Source organism: Sutcliffiella halmapala, from assembly GCF_002019665.1.
Taxonomy (GTDB): Bacteria; Bacillota; Bacilli; order Bacillales; family Bacillaceae_I; genus Sutcliffiella_A; species Sutcliffiella_A halmapala.
In genome coordinates this window covers 1,784,225-1,798,539 of record NZ_KV917375.1, presented here as the reverse complement: position 1 = coordinate 1,798,539, position 14,315 = coordinate 1,784,225, and the positions used below count along the sequence as shown (strand labels likewise).

16 protein-coding genes are annotated in these 14,315 nt (G+C 36.9%); 6 read left to right on the top strand and 10 right to left on the bottom strand.

Features of this window, described 5'->3' with window-relative positions; all coding sequences use genetic code 11:
• Positions 1-27: 27 nt before the first annotated feature.
• Complete coding sequence (locus tag BK580_RS08685; RefSeq protein ID WP_078379944.1) at positions 28-1,125, bottom strand: threonine aldolase family protein; 1,098 nt, start codon at positions 1,123-1,125, stop codon at positions 28-30.
• Positions 1,126-1,336: 211 nt separating this feature from the next.
• Between BK580_RS08685 and BK580_RS08680 the strand changes: the two genes are divergently transcribed.
• Complete coding sequence (locus BK580_RS08680; protein ID WP_078379943.1) at positions 1,337-1,576, top strand: HPr family phosphocarrier protein; 240 nt, start codon at positions 1,337-1,339, stop codon at positions 1,574-1,576.
• Positions 1,577-1,627: 51 nt separating this feature from the next.
• On the opposite strand, the gene BK580_RS08675 is transcribed toward BK580_RS08680, so the two are convergent.
• Both BK580_RS08675 and BK580_RS08670 read right to left on the bottom strand, forming a co-directional pair.
• Positions 1,628-1,951, bottom strand: coding sequence for a YolD-like family protein (locus BK580_RS08675; protein WP_078379942.1), 324 nt, complete (start codon positions 1,949-1,951; stop codon positions 1,628-1,630).
• A 20-nt stretch (positions 1,952-1,971) separates the two neighbouring features.
• Positions 1,972-3,228: a Y-family DNA polymerase gene (locus BK580_RS08670; RefSeq protein ID WP_078382697.1), complete on the bottom strand. Its 1,257-nt coding sequence runs from the start codon at positions 3,226-3,228 to the stop codon at positions 1,972-1,974.
• A gap of 171 nt (positions 3,229-3,399) precedes the next feature.
• On the opposite strand from BK580_RS08670, the gene BK580_RS08665 reads away from it, so the two are divergent.
• Complete coding sequence (locus tag BK580_RS08665) at positions 3,400-3,594, top strand: YqzH family protein (RefSeq protein ID WP_078379941.1); 195 nt, start codon at positions 3,400-3,402, stop codon at positions 3,592-3,594.
• Between the two features lie 35 nt (positions 3,595-3,629).
• On the opposite strand, the gene BK580_RS08660 is transcribed toward BK580_RS08665, so the two are convergent.
• Positions 3,630-4,310 (bottom strand): DUF3885 domain-containing protein, encoded by a 681-nt coding sequence (locus tag BK580_RS08660; RefSeq protein WP_078379940.1) that lies wholly within the window; start codon positions 4,308-4,310, stop codon positions 3,630-3,632.
• Positions 4,311-4,460: 150 nt separating this feature from the next.
• Between BK580_RS08660 and BK580_RS08655 the strand changes: the two genes are divergently transcribed.
• Positions 4,461-5,417, top strand: a complete 957-nt coding sequence (locus BK580_RS08655) for an arsenic resistance protein (protein ID WP_078379939.1) — start codon at positions 4,461-4,463, stop codon at positions 5,415-5,417.
• 74 nt (positions 5,418-5,491) lie between these two features.
• Here the strand turns inward: BK580_RS08655 and BK580_RS08650 are convergent, their stop codons facing one another.
• From BK580_RS08650 to BK580_RS08640, 3 genes are all read right to left on the bottom strand, one after another.
• Entirely contained in the window at positions 5,492-6,508 is a 1,017-nt protein-coding gene (locus tag BK580_RS08650; protein WP_078379938.1) for a phosphotransferase, read from the bottom strand.
• 85 nt (positions 6,509-6,593) lie between these two features.
• Complete coding sequence (locus BK580_RS08645) at positions 6,594-7,139, bottom strand: GNAT family N-acetyltransferase (protein WP_078379937.1); 546 nt, start codon at positions 7,137-7,139, stop codon at positions 6,594-6,596.
• A 31-nt stretch (positions 7,140-7,170) separates the two neighbouring features.
• The gene (locus tag BK580_RS08640) at positions 7,171-7,800 is read right to left on the bottom strand and encodes a hypothetical protein (protein ID WP_078379936.1); all 630 of its coding nucleotides are present in this window, start codon (positions 7,798-7,800) and stop codon (positions 7,171-7,173) included.
• 421 nt (positions 7,801-8,221) lie between these two features.
• Between BK580_RS08640 and BK580_RS08635 the strand changes: the two genes are divergently transcribed.
• Entirely contained in the window at positions 8,222-8,692 is a 471-nt protein-coding gene (locus tag BK580_RS08635) for a GNAT family N-acetyltransferase (RefSeq protein WP_078379935.1), read from the top strand.
• A 65-nt stretch (positions 8,693-8,757) separates the two neighbouring features.
• Here the strand turns inward: BK580_RS08635 and BK580_RS08630 are convergent, their stop codons facing one another.
• Entirely contained in the window at positions 8,758-10,041 is a 1,284-nt protein-coding gene (locus tag BK580_RS08630; RefSeq protein WP_078379934.1) for a histidine--tRNA ligase, read from the bottom strand.
• Positions 10,042-10,377: 336 nt separating this feature from the next.
• Between BK580_RS08630 and BK580_RS08625 the strand changes: the two genes are divergently transcribed.
• A complete protein-coding gene (locus BK580_RS08625; RefSeq protein ID WP_078379933.1) occupies positions 10,378-11,280 on the top strand; it encodes a DMT family transporter in 903 nt (300 codons plus the stop codon).
• Between the two features lie 52 nt (positions 11,281-11,332).
• On the opposite strand, the gene BK580_RS08620 is transcribed toward BK580_RS08625, so the two are convergent.
• Both BK580_RS08620 and BK580_RS08615 read right to left on the bottom strand, forming a co-directional pair.
• Positions 11,333-12,148, bottom strand: coding sequence for a lipid II flippase Amj family protein (locus BK580_RS08620; RefSeq protein ID WP_078379932.1), 816 nt, complete (start codon positions 12,146-12,148; stop codon positions 11,333-11,335).
• 239 nt (positions 12,149-12,387) lie between these two features.
• The gene (locus tag BK580_RS08615) at positions 12,388-13,083 is read right to left on the bottom strand and encodes a YfjL-like protein (RefSeq protein ID WP_078379931.1); all 696 of its coding nucleotides are present in this window, start codon (positions 13,081-13,083) and stop codon (positions 12,388-12,390) included.
• 143 nt (positions 13,084-13,226) lie between these two features.
• Between BK580_RS08615 and BK580_RS08610 the strand changes: the two genes are divergently transcribed.
• Positions 13,227-14,159 (top strand): DUF4349 domain-containing protein, encoded by a 933-nt coding sequence (locus BK580_RS08610; RefSeq protein ID WP_078379930.1) that lies wholly within the window; start codon positions 13,227-13,229, stop codon positions 14,157-14,159.
• Positions 14,160-14,315: the final 156 nt, after the last annotated feature.

The window sequence follows — 14,315 nt, the reverse complement described above, 5'->3', positions numbered from 1 at the left end:
CTTTTTCCTTTTAAAGAAGAAATTTTTTTATTCAAGGGAGCTCCTTATCCCTTCATCCAGGAGATGAAACACTCTGTTTAACTCTTCTTTTGGTATTTCAGCATATCGATCGCCAATACTTATCTCATAGAAACAAGTTTGTTCACTCGTTTCGCTTAAATATTTGGTTAATCCGATATCGGTACCCTTATGAATGTTTACTAGAATCGATTCAAGCTTCTCTTTTGGCACATCAAAATGCACGTGGAACATATTAGAAACAGGTACAATTGGCCTTGTAGAAACAGCATGGCAATTGTTAAAATAACTGGCAAGCTCTTTCGCATCCTCATAATACTGTTTCATTTTATGTGCCCTCTGCTCAAAGTAATAGTCTGCACTTACAATATAAGGATATAGACTGATTAAATCCCCACCATAGCGCCTTTTCCATACTTTTGTTTCCTTAGTAAAGGCTTTATCACCTGCAAGAATGGCTCCTGCAACTCCTCCAATACCTTTGTAAAAAGATACATAAACACTATCAAAAAGATTGCAAATTTCAGCAGCCGTTTTTTTATAGTATGGCAGAATTTCAAAAAGCCTGGCACCATCTAAATGTAATCGGATTCCTTTTTCCCTACAGTAGGAAGAAATAGCTTCAAGCGTTTGATATTCTGGTAGTTGACCACCAATTTCACGTTGAGGTAATTCTAGTAATAAACAAGCAATATCCTCTTCTATATTCAACACATCTTCCAATTGTATGACCCTGTTTTTATCCGCCAACAAAATTGACTTTATGTGATGTAATTTTTTCAATCCATCTTCTTCATGAATTTCTAAATGACATAATGGATGATAAGCGACCTTTTTCACTCCTTTCTTATCACACCAAATTCTTAATGCAATTTGCTGCGCCATCGTTCCACTAGGGAAAAAGACGGCATCTTCCTTACCTAAATACGTTGCCATCTTCGCTTGAAAATCTTCTATTATTTTGCCCTTTCCATACATATCACTTTCCTGCTGTCCCTCGATTTCCCTTAATGCCTCTTTCAGTACTTGGACGTCCCTTCCTCCATTGCCTACTAATTGATACTTTGTTTGTTTATATGATTCTACTAATAGATTAATTTCGTTCATGTATGTTTCCCCTCTGCCATTTTTAAATTTTAAGTACATCCCAGCAATTTTGCTCTACCCATACATTCGATACTTTCTAAATCAATTCCTTTATTTGTGCGTAGAGTTATACGGACCTACATATTTACTTCTTTTTATCAATAATTTTCTCTTGTCGTTTCCAATTTTTTCTCTATACTTAAATTATACGAAGACAAAGGGGGATATCAAAATGATACTTAAAGTGTTGAAGCCTATTTTTGCGGAATCTGCTAGTAGTTTAGTGAATACGACAAGTGCTTATCCCGGCACTGTTTTGTTTAAAAAGGAGCATTGGGTAGTGGATGCGAAAAGCTTGCTTGGTGTGTTGGCTCTTGCTCTTCAGCCTGGTCAAGAGGTGGAAGTAACTTCTGATGAGGGCGAAGAAGTGTTTGCAGCTATCCTTGAGCTTGGATTTTTTGAACAGAAATAAGTAGCTAGGGGTCAGACTGGTGATAAATCCTCATTCAGTCTGACTTTCATTTTAGGAAATATCTAATATATTATCCACACTCAAATAACATGTCTCTCCAAACTTATCTACCACATGTAAGCGTCGTTGATAGGCGTCTAGATGATGAACCATACCAACAAATAAGTGGTACCTTTTCTTCTCATAATAAGTAATCGTTACTTCTTTCCCCGTTTCCATCGCCTCGCAAAATAGCTCATTCATTTCGTCTAGTTGCTGTTCATCCAGTTCTGGTTTTGTTTCATACGTATCCTCTCTCACCAAATCCCTAAGCATTTTCACATGCTCTGGTAGCATCATGGATGTCCATTTTATCGTTCCTCGATCACGTATCATAATTATGCTCACTACCTTTCTTAAGCTTTATGCCCACCAACAAGACTACTTCTCTGCTTAGCAGTCCCAGCGTTTGTGTAGGAAACAGCCCTCAACAGAGCGTTTGAGCCATGCTTTCCACGAATTCGGTCCATGACATAGCCAAGCTCCCTTTTCTTTGGTCGTTCTAATTCAAATAAGCTGAGCTGCATCTCACTATCATCGACAATATTAGATAAGGAGACGTCTATTTTCCGAACCGTTTTTTGTTCATAGTGCTTCTCAAATAACTCTAAGCAGGTTTTATATAAATCCATGGTAATATTGCTCGGCCGCTCCATTGTTTTCGATCGGTAAAAGCCCCCACCTAACTCATCGCGACTATAGCCAATTCCAAGGCTTATCGTTCGCCCTGCTTTCCCGTGTTCCCGAGTTCGCCTTGCTACTTCTTCACAAATTTCTAGAAGTACATGTTTCACTTCCTTTGGATCCGTATAGTCCCGCATTAGAATTTGGCTTTTCCCAAAACTAATTTGCCCTTGAATAATAGGAGCGCCCAGTTCAGATAAATCAATGCCCCAAGCATGATAGTAAAGCTGATTCCCCATCACCCCGAATTTTTTCTCCAGAAGCTCGAGCGGATATTTCGCAAGCTGACCAACATTAAAAATGCCCATTCGATTGAGTGTTTTCTCTACTTTTGAACCAATTCCCCACATTTTGCGCAAGGGAGAAATGGCCCAAAGCTTTGTCGGGACATCATCATAGGTCCACTCCGCGATGCCTATCGTTTTTGCCTCTAAGTCCAGACAAAGTTTGGACATGAGCATATTAGGACCAATCCCAATAGAGCATGGGAGCTGAATTTCACGGTCAATTTCCTCTCTTATTTTCTTTGCAATAGTAGTCGCTCCTCCCCAAATGCCTTCCACCCCGTCCACTTGCAGGAAGCACTCATCGACGCTATACGTATGAATGGCATCATTGGGGACATAGCGATTAAAAAGGCGCGTTATTTCTGTTGAGATCCGTAAATACATAGCCATTTGAGGGTTTACCACATGAATGCGCTTATCATTGGGAATTTCAAAGAGCCGCGATCCTGTTTTAATGCCGAATTCTTTTTTTAGCATGGGAGAAGCCGCTAGAACAATACTTCCCTGACGCTCTTTATCCCCTACTACTGCTAAATAGCAAGTAAGCGGATCGAGACCCCTCATGACAGCAGAGCAACTGGCATAAAAGCTCTTCATGTCTACACATAAAATCTTGTTGTTTGGTCTTTTGCTGTGATCCATCTCCACAAAAGGTCACACCTCTCCAGAAATAGAATATATGTTCGTATCGGTAGTATATACCCAATAATAAGCGAATATACGTTCTATTTCAATGGAAATTTGAGGATTTATGACGACATCTTTCGACGAAAGGGTAAATCCTATATAATAAGAGAATAATGAGGTGAGCATGTGGAGAAAAAATTATTAAAGAAAATGATTAGAAACGGCTTTATCCAATATCGACACGACCCAGAATCTGTTCCGCTTAGTGACGATGATTATGAAAGATTAGTGGGAGAAGTAGCAGAGAAATTAAATGAAGATACAACGGCCGAAGTGTTTGAAGTAATTAATGATGTAGTGTATGAATATTTGAGTCAGTGAATACCAGAATAAGCTCGACTATCAATAACTCTAGCTTATTGATAGTTGAGCTTAAAACGCCGATTAATTTCTTCTCGATAATTTCCATCCACCCAATCATGATATTTTTCACATAAAGTCCGAATAGTGTCTTTATCACTTGCAATCACTTCACAACCTCTGTCATCATAAATAAAGAAGATAATATTTTTAGTGACATTAATAAAAAACACATCTGGATAGTATGAACCGTTTACTCTGCCAAGCTTAGGCTTTAAGTGGCAATCTTCGTTGCAAGTTGCTTGAATGAGTAGTGGGTAATTAATATCCTGTTTGCGACATTTCAGGAAAAAACGCGAGGTGTAGCATTCATGCCTTTCTTCGTCGTCAAACATATATGGTAAAGTTTCCTGTTTTAAGTGAAATTTTAACTCTTTATTTTTTATATAGTGATCATAAACTCTTGTTCGCTGTCTTCTGTTTCTATAAGCCTTAGGTTGATAAACATTCGTAACAAGAAAAATCTCATCCTCAAAAGAAAATACTTCATTAAAGATAGCCAATGCCTGATTATGTACTCGATTAAATCGACCAAGGTTTAGCTCGTCTATTCCACTTTTAAATGCATCCATTCCTTCCCCTAATACAAAGTGAATACCCGCCTCCCATTGATGATAGAGGCTTGGCTTTAACATAAGCCCTGGAAAATTAATAGCTAAATATTCCTTTAATTCCATATACATTGACTCCGTTCTTTTAACTCATTATAGTACCTACCACATCTTTGTTTATCTATCGCACTCATTCTATGTAAAAAGAACATGGATTTAATGATGAAATTCGCCTATACTTTATTTTTAGAATAAGCTTAAAGAAAGGTCCGTTTCATGAATCTCTTAGAAAAATTTCAAACACTCATTATTATAGCGGCAGTAGGTTTAGGACTTTTGCTAGGGCAGGTTTCCCTAATAGAGCAACGAGCCGAATCATTCATCATTCCTTTCCTATTATTAATGCTCTATGGACTATTTTTAAGTATCCCCTTAGGCGAACTGAAAAAGGCTTTTTTAAACATAAAGTTTTTAGGAACAAGCGCTATTATTAACTTTATCTGGACTCCCCTTTTGGCATGGGGGCTAGGAGCTATTTTCCTTTCTGACCATCCAGCACTTTGGATCGGCTTTATCATGCTAATGGTCACTCCTTGTACAGATTGGTATTTAGTTTTCACAGCTATCGCAAAAGGAAATGTATCCCTTGCAACTTCCGTACTACCATTCAATCTGATACTACAAGTGTTACTATTACCACTCTATTTACTGATTTTTGCTGGAACAATCGAAACGATAGCAATGGGAACACTTCTAGAAAGCGTCATCCTAGTCCTATTAATCCCTTTTTCATTCGCACATCTTACACGCTTTTTGTTTAAAAAGAGAAAAGCTATTTTTGATAATAAAGTCGTCCCATTCTTTGCTCAATCACAAATCGTCTTTTTATCACTAGCGATTATCGCAATGTTTGCATCACAAGGATCCTACTTGATGGGGAATTTCGAAGTTATTTTCATTTTGCTTGTACCAATATTGCTATACTTCTTCCTGAACTATTTTATAGGAAGAATTGCAGCCAGAATGCTCAACTTTTCATACGAGGATTCCGTTAGCTTAAACTTAACCATCCTTGCGCGAAACTCACCCGTTGCTTTGGCAATTGCGGTTACAGCATTTCCAGAACAACCACTCATTGCCCTAGCATTAGTCATTGGACCACTTATTGAACTACCTATCTTAGTACTTGTTTCGCAAGCTTTGTTGGTTTCGAGAAGATCTCTTAAAGGTTAATATTAATTTTTTATGAGTAAAACGGACTTCCGATTATATGGAAGTCCGTTAAATGTCGTTTAACCGCACTAGTCTTATAATTCATTATTTAACCAATCTTCTAATTCGAGAATTATATCTGCATAGCGTCTAATTTCATGTATTGTACCTGTTACTTGGGTAGTCCCCATCTGTTGTTCTTCATCGTCAGTACATTCCATCCATAAAGAGCGTTTTAAATTATATTCTAGCCAACCTAATTTGCCTAGAAAACCATTTGCTAAAACAATTCTCCAATCTGCGTGTAGTATTTCATTTCTCTTTTTATATCCACCTATAAAAGCAAAAAATCTTTCTTTATCAATGCTTCCTATTTCATTTTGAGACCAGTAAATTGCTGTTTCTATTAAATCTTGCATAGGGTTTATATAGCCAGCAGACTCCCAATCAATTAGGACGGGATTGTCCTGATTGTTCCACATAACATTTTTTGGATCTAAATCTCTGTGACTAATAACCATATTAGATACCAGGAGTTTCCCTGCTTTAATAGCCTTAGTGTTCCAACCAATAAGATTATCGATGTTTTCAAGCAAGAGATTAACCCATTCTATACTATTTTCTTGTCCTTTTTGTAAATAGTAATTCCAATCAATCAGCTTCTCATTAAGTATGTAATCATAATTTATGCTTAGTCCAGAAAAATCAGTCTTATGTATATCAGCAAGAATGACACCTATCTTTTCACAATGAACACTGTTAATTTCATTCGAATTCAGGCTGTCACCTTTTATCCAATCAAACACAAGATAGAACTGAGCATCTAATTTTTGTATGACCACACCATTAAACTTTTCAGCTGGAATAGCAGATATATTATTTGCTACAAAATTGGCAATACGTTCTGAATTGATATAGTTCTGCATTGCCCCAGACCTAAGCATAATTTGAGGGTTTAAAGCTTTAATTGCATATTTCCCTTGCGTAGTTTCAATAGCATACATTCTGTGTAAAAGCCCACCCGATATTGCTTTAGGTACACTATCTAGCTCACCAAGTTGCAATGCATTACACAATTTCCCCAATTGTATATTGTACTGTATATCACTCATTTTCTAACCTTCCTTATATTCACAGTTAACTATTCTCCCTTTAGTTCAATAAAAACAAGTGCAAGAAAATAAGTTATAGTCGACCTTACCCATTAAACCGCCCCATCACAACCGTGTTATAGTAGCAACCGTCGGAAAGGACTTTGTCATTTTCTAGAATTCCCTCTACTTTAAAACCATACTTTTTATAGAGATTGACGGCTTTGTCGTTTTTTTCTAAAACAGTTAACGTTATTTTTTTGATTCCGTTTGAATCAGCCCATGTAATAGATTCTTTTAACAGATTGGTTCCAACACCGAAGCCCCAGTAATCTTTTAAAACACAAACCCCAAATTCTACCTTATGAGCAAAACGCTTCAAGAGATTTCCTTCACATCTTGAAAACCCAACAAGCCTGTCGTTAGCCACAGCAACTAAAAATAGGTTCCTCTCATTTTCCGTATCCGTTTTGATTAATTTCTCAAAACTAACTGTATCTAAGAACGCTTCACCTTTTTCCCTATCAAGGTTTTCCGTCTCTCCATCAATCTGTAATCGAAGTGCAGACAACTCCTTTGCATCTTGAATCCTTGCGGGTCTTACTATGTAATTCATGCCGTTAACGTTGAATTCCTCTTGATTCATTTTCATTTGTTCCCCCATCTATTTAATTATCCCTTTTTCAAATGAGCATTAATGAATGTAGTACCTCCATTACCTTATTTGGCTCATCGGCTCGAACTATAACACGATTTACGTATTTCTTTTTTCCATAGGAACCTCTCATTAATGATGTTGGCTCCTTCAGGATGAGTTCGAACTGTGGGGAATCTATTTGTAACAATGAATAGTATGTATCTCGCGGTATTTTCTCTCCCAGATCAATTTCTTTCGCTTGCCGAATGCTCTCGATATTATCAATATCTATTTCAATACTACTCTGAAAGCCTAGATGAATGAAGAGTTTTCCCTGCTTTATCATATGGGGCAAAAATCTGACAGAATTATAAAGGCCTACCATGTACATAAGCGCGTATACATTCAAAACGGTAAGAATCCAGGCAGCAATATCACTCCATCGTTGAATAAGAAAATGAAACAATGCGCCTTCTGCAATAATTAATATGGAAAACACAATGACAATAGTCTTTATCTGAGAAGATTTATGATAAGTATAGACTTCTTCCGATCGCATATCAGGTTTCCGAAACCACACGATGATTGAATAATACAAAACACTTAATTCTGTTAAGACAGCTTCTAAAATAAAACCTTTACCTCTAGCTATTATTGACTCACTAGTTGTTTTCAAATGAAGTCTCCTCTTCCCAAAACGTATAGTAATTAACTCTTTTAAAGAAATAATTCGACAAAAAAAAGAACTTTTCCTTTTTTTTACTATTTACTCTATAAAAGTAGTGTTGATTTTTAGGACGCTAGCTGTTGATTGGAGCAATAGGCGAAGACTCTGCGGGAGATAGCGTTTTGTGGAGACCCCACAGGCGAAGCCGAGGAGGCTCTCGTAAACCCCGCGGAAAGCGTAGCCTAGTGCGGAAATCAACAGCGGTGTTTAACAGAGCAAATCAGTTAGCTCAGTTAAGCTTGGCTGTTGATTCAAGAAGATACTCATAATTATAATATTACTATACTATATGGTTACCATTGTTGAAGGATATGTTATAACTGATTAATAACCTATCATTTAACACTACATATAAAAGGGGCAAATGTTTATGAGCTGGAAATTAAAGAAATTTAATGATTTAACAAATATAGAACTATACACTCTTTTACAAGAACGAACCTCCGTTTTTGTTGTAGAACAAAATTGTCCTTATCTAGAAGTCGATGGGAAGGATCCTCAGTCCTATCACCTCTTTAAAGAAGAAGATGGGGAAATTGTCGCTTACTTAAGAATTTTACCCGCAGGTGTTTCGTATCAAGAAGCTTCTATTGGTAGAGTTTTTGTAAAAAGAGAATTTAGAGGGCAAGGAATTGCTGAAGAGCTCTTAAGAAAAGGGTTAGATTTTATCCAAAACGAATTAAAAGAAAACACGGTTAAAATTCAAGCGCAGGATTATTTAAGAAAATTCTACGGCTCCTTTGGTTTCCGAGCTATATCCGATACCTATTTAGAAGATAATATCCCGCACGTAGATATGCTACTACAACATACCGGTTACGATGTAGATGACATTAACTAGACTAGTTTCCATAAAAACGTAAGCTCAAAGCTGTAACTCTGAGCTTACGCTTCTCCATTAGGACTTTAATTAAACAAGAATCCTTCCGCTCTTTCCTCACCAGACACCATATCTTTTATTTTATATTGATTGTTCTTCACTTCATTTTCTCCAATAATGATGACGTTGCGAATGTTCTCCTTGTTCGCTTTATCTAGAGCCTTCCCTAACTTTTTATTGCCCAATTCCACCTCGACCTTATATCCTTGATTGCGAAGCTGGCTTGCCACTAATAATGACTCTTTTTCGGTATTTAATGGAATGATGTAATAATCCACATTAGAACTTTCTAAGCTTTTTTCCTTTGAGATACTAAGAGCCGTATATATAACATCTAGCCCAAATGAAATTCCGACGGTGGAAAAGCTTTCATTCGTCCCGATTAAGCCCCCGATTGCATTGTCATATCTTCCACCGCTACCAATGCTAGACTTTATTGTTTGATCCGCTAGAAAAATTTCATAGATCGTACCTGTATAAATTTCCAAACCTCTCGCTAAAAAAGGATTGAACACACATTGCTGCTTGGCACCTAGAAATGCCAAATAGCTTTCTAATTCTTTTAGCTCTTCTAATCCTTGCTTCACTAGTTCATTTTGTTCAGAAAAAGGCTCGAAGTAACTGTAGCTTGCATTATTTTCAGCGGTTAAAAACTGTTTAATGAGCTCGACCGTCGCTAGTGGTAGTCCTAGTTCCGTAAGCTCCGAAGTAACAGCCTCTAAGCCCACTTTTTCGAGCTTATCAAGAATTAATATTACTTGATTGATTTTCTCTTCTGTTATCTCAAACACTTCGAGCATTCCTGTCAAAAGCTTTCGATTGTTATATTGAATCGTTATTTTTATATCCAGTTTACGAAATGCATCCAAGGCCATGAGCATTAATTCTGCCTCCGCTATTTGCGATTTCACCCCTACAATATCGACATCGCATTGCGTAAACTCACGAAATCTCCCTGTTTTTATCGGACCATCCCTGAATACTTTTCCAATCTCATATCTTTTGAAAGGCATCCTAATCGTTGGATTCATTGCGACCACTTTAGCAAAAGGTATCGTAAGATCGTATCGCAACGCTAAATCTCTTTCCCCTCTATCTGTTAAGGTGTACATTTCTTCTAGTATCTCAGCTCCACCACCATACTTGGAAGCAAGTAACTCCGTATAGTTTAAAATAGGCGTTTCCAAAGGCTTGCATCCATATTGAATAAAAACATCTTCTAAAGTTCTTCTAACCTCTCGTCGAACTACTTCTGCTTCCGGTAAATAATCCAGTGTTCCCTTTACATTTTGATAATCCATCTTTCTCATCGTTCTTTCCCTCCAATTGTTTAAAAAATAAAAAACCGCTCCAGATAAAAGTTCTTACACTTTATCCATGCGGTTTCATGAGAAATAGCCTTCCTATCTACGATTTATAAAAAATCGAATAGCAAAGCTACTTGATATGATGATGTACTTGTGACAAGGAAATTATTTTTTTATTGATTAGCATAATATCCACCTCTAATTTCCATATACTGTAGCATATTGTCCATCGCTTTTCAATCGCATTTTGAAAATTCATTATTATTTATTTTTATAAAAATCGTAGTATAGTAGAAAAGAAGAGATTATACAGAACCTAGCTTTATTGGAGTGATACATATGAAAAAAATACTTCCCTATCTGATGATTGCAGCAGGTGCAAGCCTCTGGGGAATTATCGCGCTTTTTGTGAAAGGGTTAAGCAACTATGGATTTTCAGCGATGGAGATTGTCGCGATTCGAGTAATTTGGGCGGTGATTTTTTTATTTGCTGTCGGACTTATTCGCTTTAAACAGCAGATGAAGCTAAAAAAAATGGGCGATCTTCGCTATTTCATTGGAACAGGAATTTTTAGTATTGTATTTTTTAATTATTGTTATTTTACGACGATCAACGAGATGAATATATCCATTGCTGTGATTTTACTATACACAGCCCCGGCATTTGTGACCGTCCTTTCTTTTTTATTTTTAAAGGAGGCTTTAACAATTCAAAAGATAGTGGCTGTAATAGGAACTATTATGGGGTGTACTCTTATAGCCGGTCTGTCCGGAAGCAATGTAGAGTTGACTGCACTTGGAGTTCTGACTGGTTTGGGATCAGGGTTGGGGTATGCACTTTATACGATATTTGGTAAGTTTGCCTTGAAAAAATATGAACCTTTTTCGGTTACATTCTACACCTTTCTCGTTGCAGCCATTTCTCTTTTACCGTTTACACAACTTTGGCAGAAACTAGATGTATTATTTTCAGTAGAAGTGATGCTGATTGGCATTGGCTTAGGCTTAATTCCAACTGTGCTCGCTTACTTCTTATATACTTGGGGATTGGGATATACAGAGGGTAGTAAAGCCTCTATCATTGCAACCGTAGAACCAATCGTTGCCTCGATGATCGGACTGCTCGTATTTTCAGAGACACTAGGTATCGTACAAGTCATTGGCGCCATCTTGATTTTGGCATCCGTGATACTGGTAAATATGCCAACGAAAAGAAGAAAAGCTGTGCATGCTGGATTGTGAGTGAAGCGTCTCTATTTTTTAGAAGAGACGCTTTTTTCCTGAAACAAGGTTCTTAAATCCACTTAGCAAACCACGCTACATAAAATGCTGCTGGGATGAAGAAAAGCTGAGCTACTACGGTACCGACTAATTTTGAACTAACCATTGTCAATGAATAACTTTTCAAATAAATATATTTACTTTGCCCCTTTGCCACTCTATCGGCTAATACCGAAGCTTTAGGATCAATAAAAAGAGAAAGTAAAATAGTCGCAATGCCGTTAATTATTCCAGATGACATAAGAGCCGCTTGTGCATAATCATGAGGAACTAACAAAGAAGCATAAATGGATGAGAGCACTCCCACCGTAAATATCGCCGAAATAATAACATTAATCACAAAAAGACGTTTAGGGATCGTTTGTAACGTGATTCCTTTTAAGTAGGAAAATCGAGGTAAGGCGACACATTTCCAAACCTTTCGGATTCCATTTAGATTAAACTGCTTCACAAATACTGCAACAACAGAGCCACGCTCGTTTGAAAGCTGAATAATCGCCCTTGAAAAAATATTGATAAATGTTGGAAAGAGAAGAATCGCTAAAAGAACCCCAACAGAAGTAATACCGATTAAAATTCGATATTGCTCCTCAATAAAATGTAGTTTATTCACTTCAGGTGCTTCAGCTATTAACTTTGCCGTTAGAGGTTGATGGATCATAGTAGAGAATCTCGCAACGATAACTAACGTACCAAATAATGATAGTGCTGTTGCTATTAATTTCACTCTTGCCCCTGAGATTCTCATGGAATAAGCCAATGTTTCAACCATTGTTACGATTAAAAGAAAAATAGAAATAATTATTAGTTTCCCAGTTATTAATTCCATACTAAAAGCCTCCATCGAAATTCAGCTTCCAAATCAGAAAGCTGAATTTCTTTTTCTACCATTTTTCACCTTTATCCCTTTGATATTCCCCAATCCTGCTCCTATTGCTTAATACCAATTATTTCATAATCTAAAAATTCCTACAATAAGATATTCTCATCCCGGCTAAAATAAAAATGAGCGTCGTTCCTTGTTACAGCATCGCGCCCGATAGCGGAATAACTTTATACAGATTTTTATTAAGGTTCATTTAATTTGCGAATTAATTCTCTTTCTTCCTCACCAATCTGATCCGTTTTCGATGTATTCTTACGCAATTTATCTACTGAGATTGATTTATTATCATTTAATGTAATTTCATATTGACCATTTAAATCAGTATATAACACTTGAAGAGATGTAATATTGTATCTTTCACCTAGACTGTCAATGAGTTCTTTTGTAAGATTTGCAGGCAATTTTATACTATCCTCAGGCGCTATCTTCTCGCGGTTTATTATCCCTAAAAGGTAAATTTTTTGATGAAGTTGGATATTCTTTGAATACTCACCATTCGCTAAAACCGTACTAAACAAAAATGCGCTTGGCAACTCAATATTTTCTACATATGAATTTTTTAACTTATCGTAATCAATTTGAAATTGACTATTAATTTCGTTTCCTAGTTTTTCATCAAAAATTAGATTACTTGAAAGGTGGTAGGAAAATTCATTTCCTAATTGAGGAAGGTTTACTTCATAAGATGATTCTTTATAGTTGAATTGTGGTTTGGGGATACCTTCATCAAAGCCATATACTTGCTCCACATAATCCGTAATTTTTGCTTTTGCTATATAACTACCAAAAGGAATACCATTAAATAAAGAGTAGAAAAATAAAAGAAGAAAAGAAAAAACAAGTGCTATAAAGATTTTGAAAATGCGCTTTTTAACCATAAAGTCCCCCCATAATAAAGTAGCTAACTCTATAACGAAAAACCATTAGAAATAGTTCATCCAAAAAATAGAAATAATCTTACATCATAGTAATTACCACAAAACCAAAACAAAAAAAATTCCTTGTATTGGAACTTTTCCCCATGATTAGCGTCTATTGCTTTAAAGGGGTGATTGAAATGATAAAGAGAATTTCACTCGGACTTGCAATGGTAATTCTGTTATTGGCTGGTTGCAGTGCTGGCAACGAATCGAGTGAATCAAGTAAAAATGAAGTTGCATCCGAAGATTCCTACGGAGGAATAGGGGAATCAGAAAATGTAGCTGACATGGATGATGCCGCAGGGAACGAAGAGAGCGCACCATTGAATCCGGAAGAGCGGAAGGTAATGTACAATGCACTTGTAACATTGGAAGTAGATGACATTGACAGTTCCATCAAAGAGATAGAGAAAACAGTAACTAAAGAAAAAGGGTATGTGGTGGAAGTTAATTTTTCATCGAATGAGGAACAGGATTATGGATCGGTTACCCTAAGGATCCCAACTGATTCCCTTACCTCCTTCTTAGATGGTGTGGAAGAGTACAGCGGGAAGGTGACAGAAAAAAGGGTGGTCGGGCAGGACGTAACCGAGGAGTACGTGGACTTGACCTCCAGGTTGAAAGCAAAGAGAGTCGTCGAGGAACGGCTGCTCGACCTGTTGAGCCGTGCAGAGCAAACGGAGGATCTTTTGAAGATATCCAATGACCTATCCATCGTACAGGAAGAAATCGAACAAGTTATGGGCCGTATGAAATACTTGGATAACAAAACCGAATATGCCGAGGTACAAATAGAATTCATCGATGTCTCCGTCAATGTACAGGAAGTGAAAGGAAAGGAAGAGCTTAAAACTGGTGAAAAAATAAAGCAGACATTCGCTGTATCTATCAATTCCATCGTGGCCTTTTTCTCAGGGCTTGCAGTCTTCTTAATCGGATACTCCCCAATCCTAATCTTGCTTGCGATAGTTGGATTTCTTGTATTTTTCTTATGGCGCAGAAGGTTTAGGAAAAGTAATTCCGATTTGGAGTAATCTAACTTATTGGCTTGGCACCTAAAAAAGGCAAGCTAATTGCTTGTCTTTTTTGGTTGGACAAAAAACTTTCTAAAGTTAATCCATTTTGCAACTTCGTGGTTTACTGGTGAAAATAAATAATAAAAAAAAGAGAGAAACGACTAATTCGTTTCT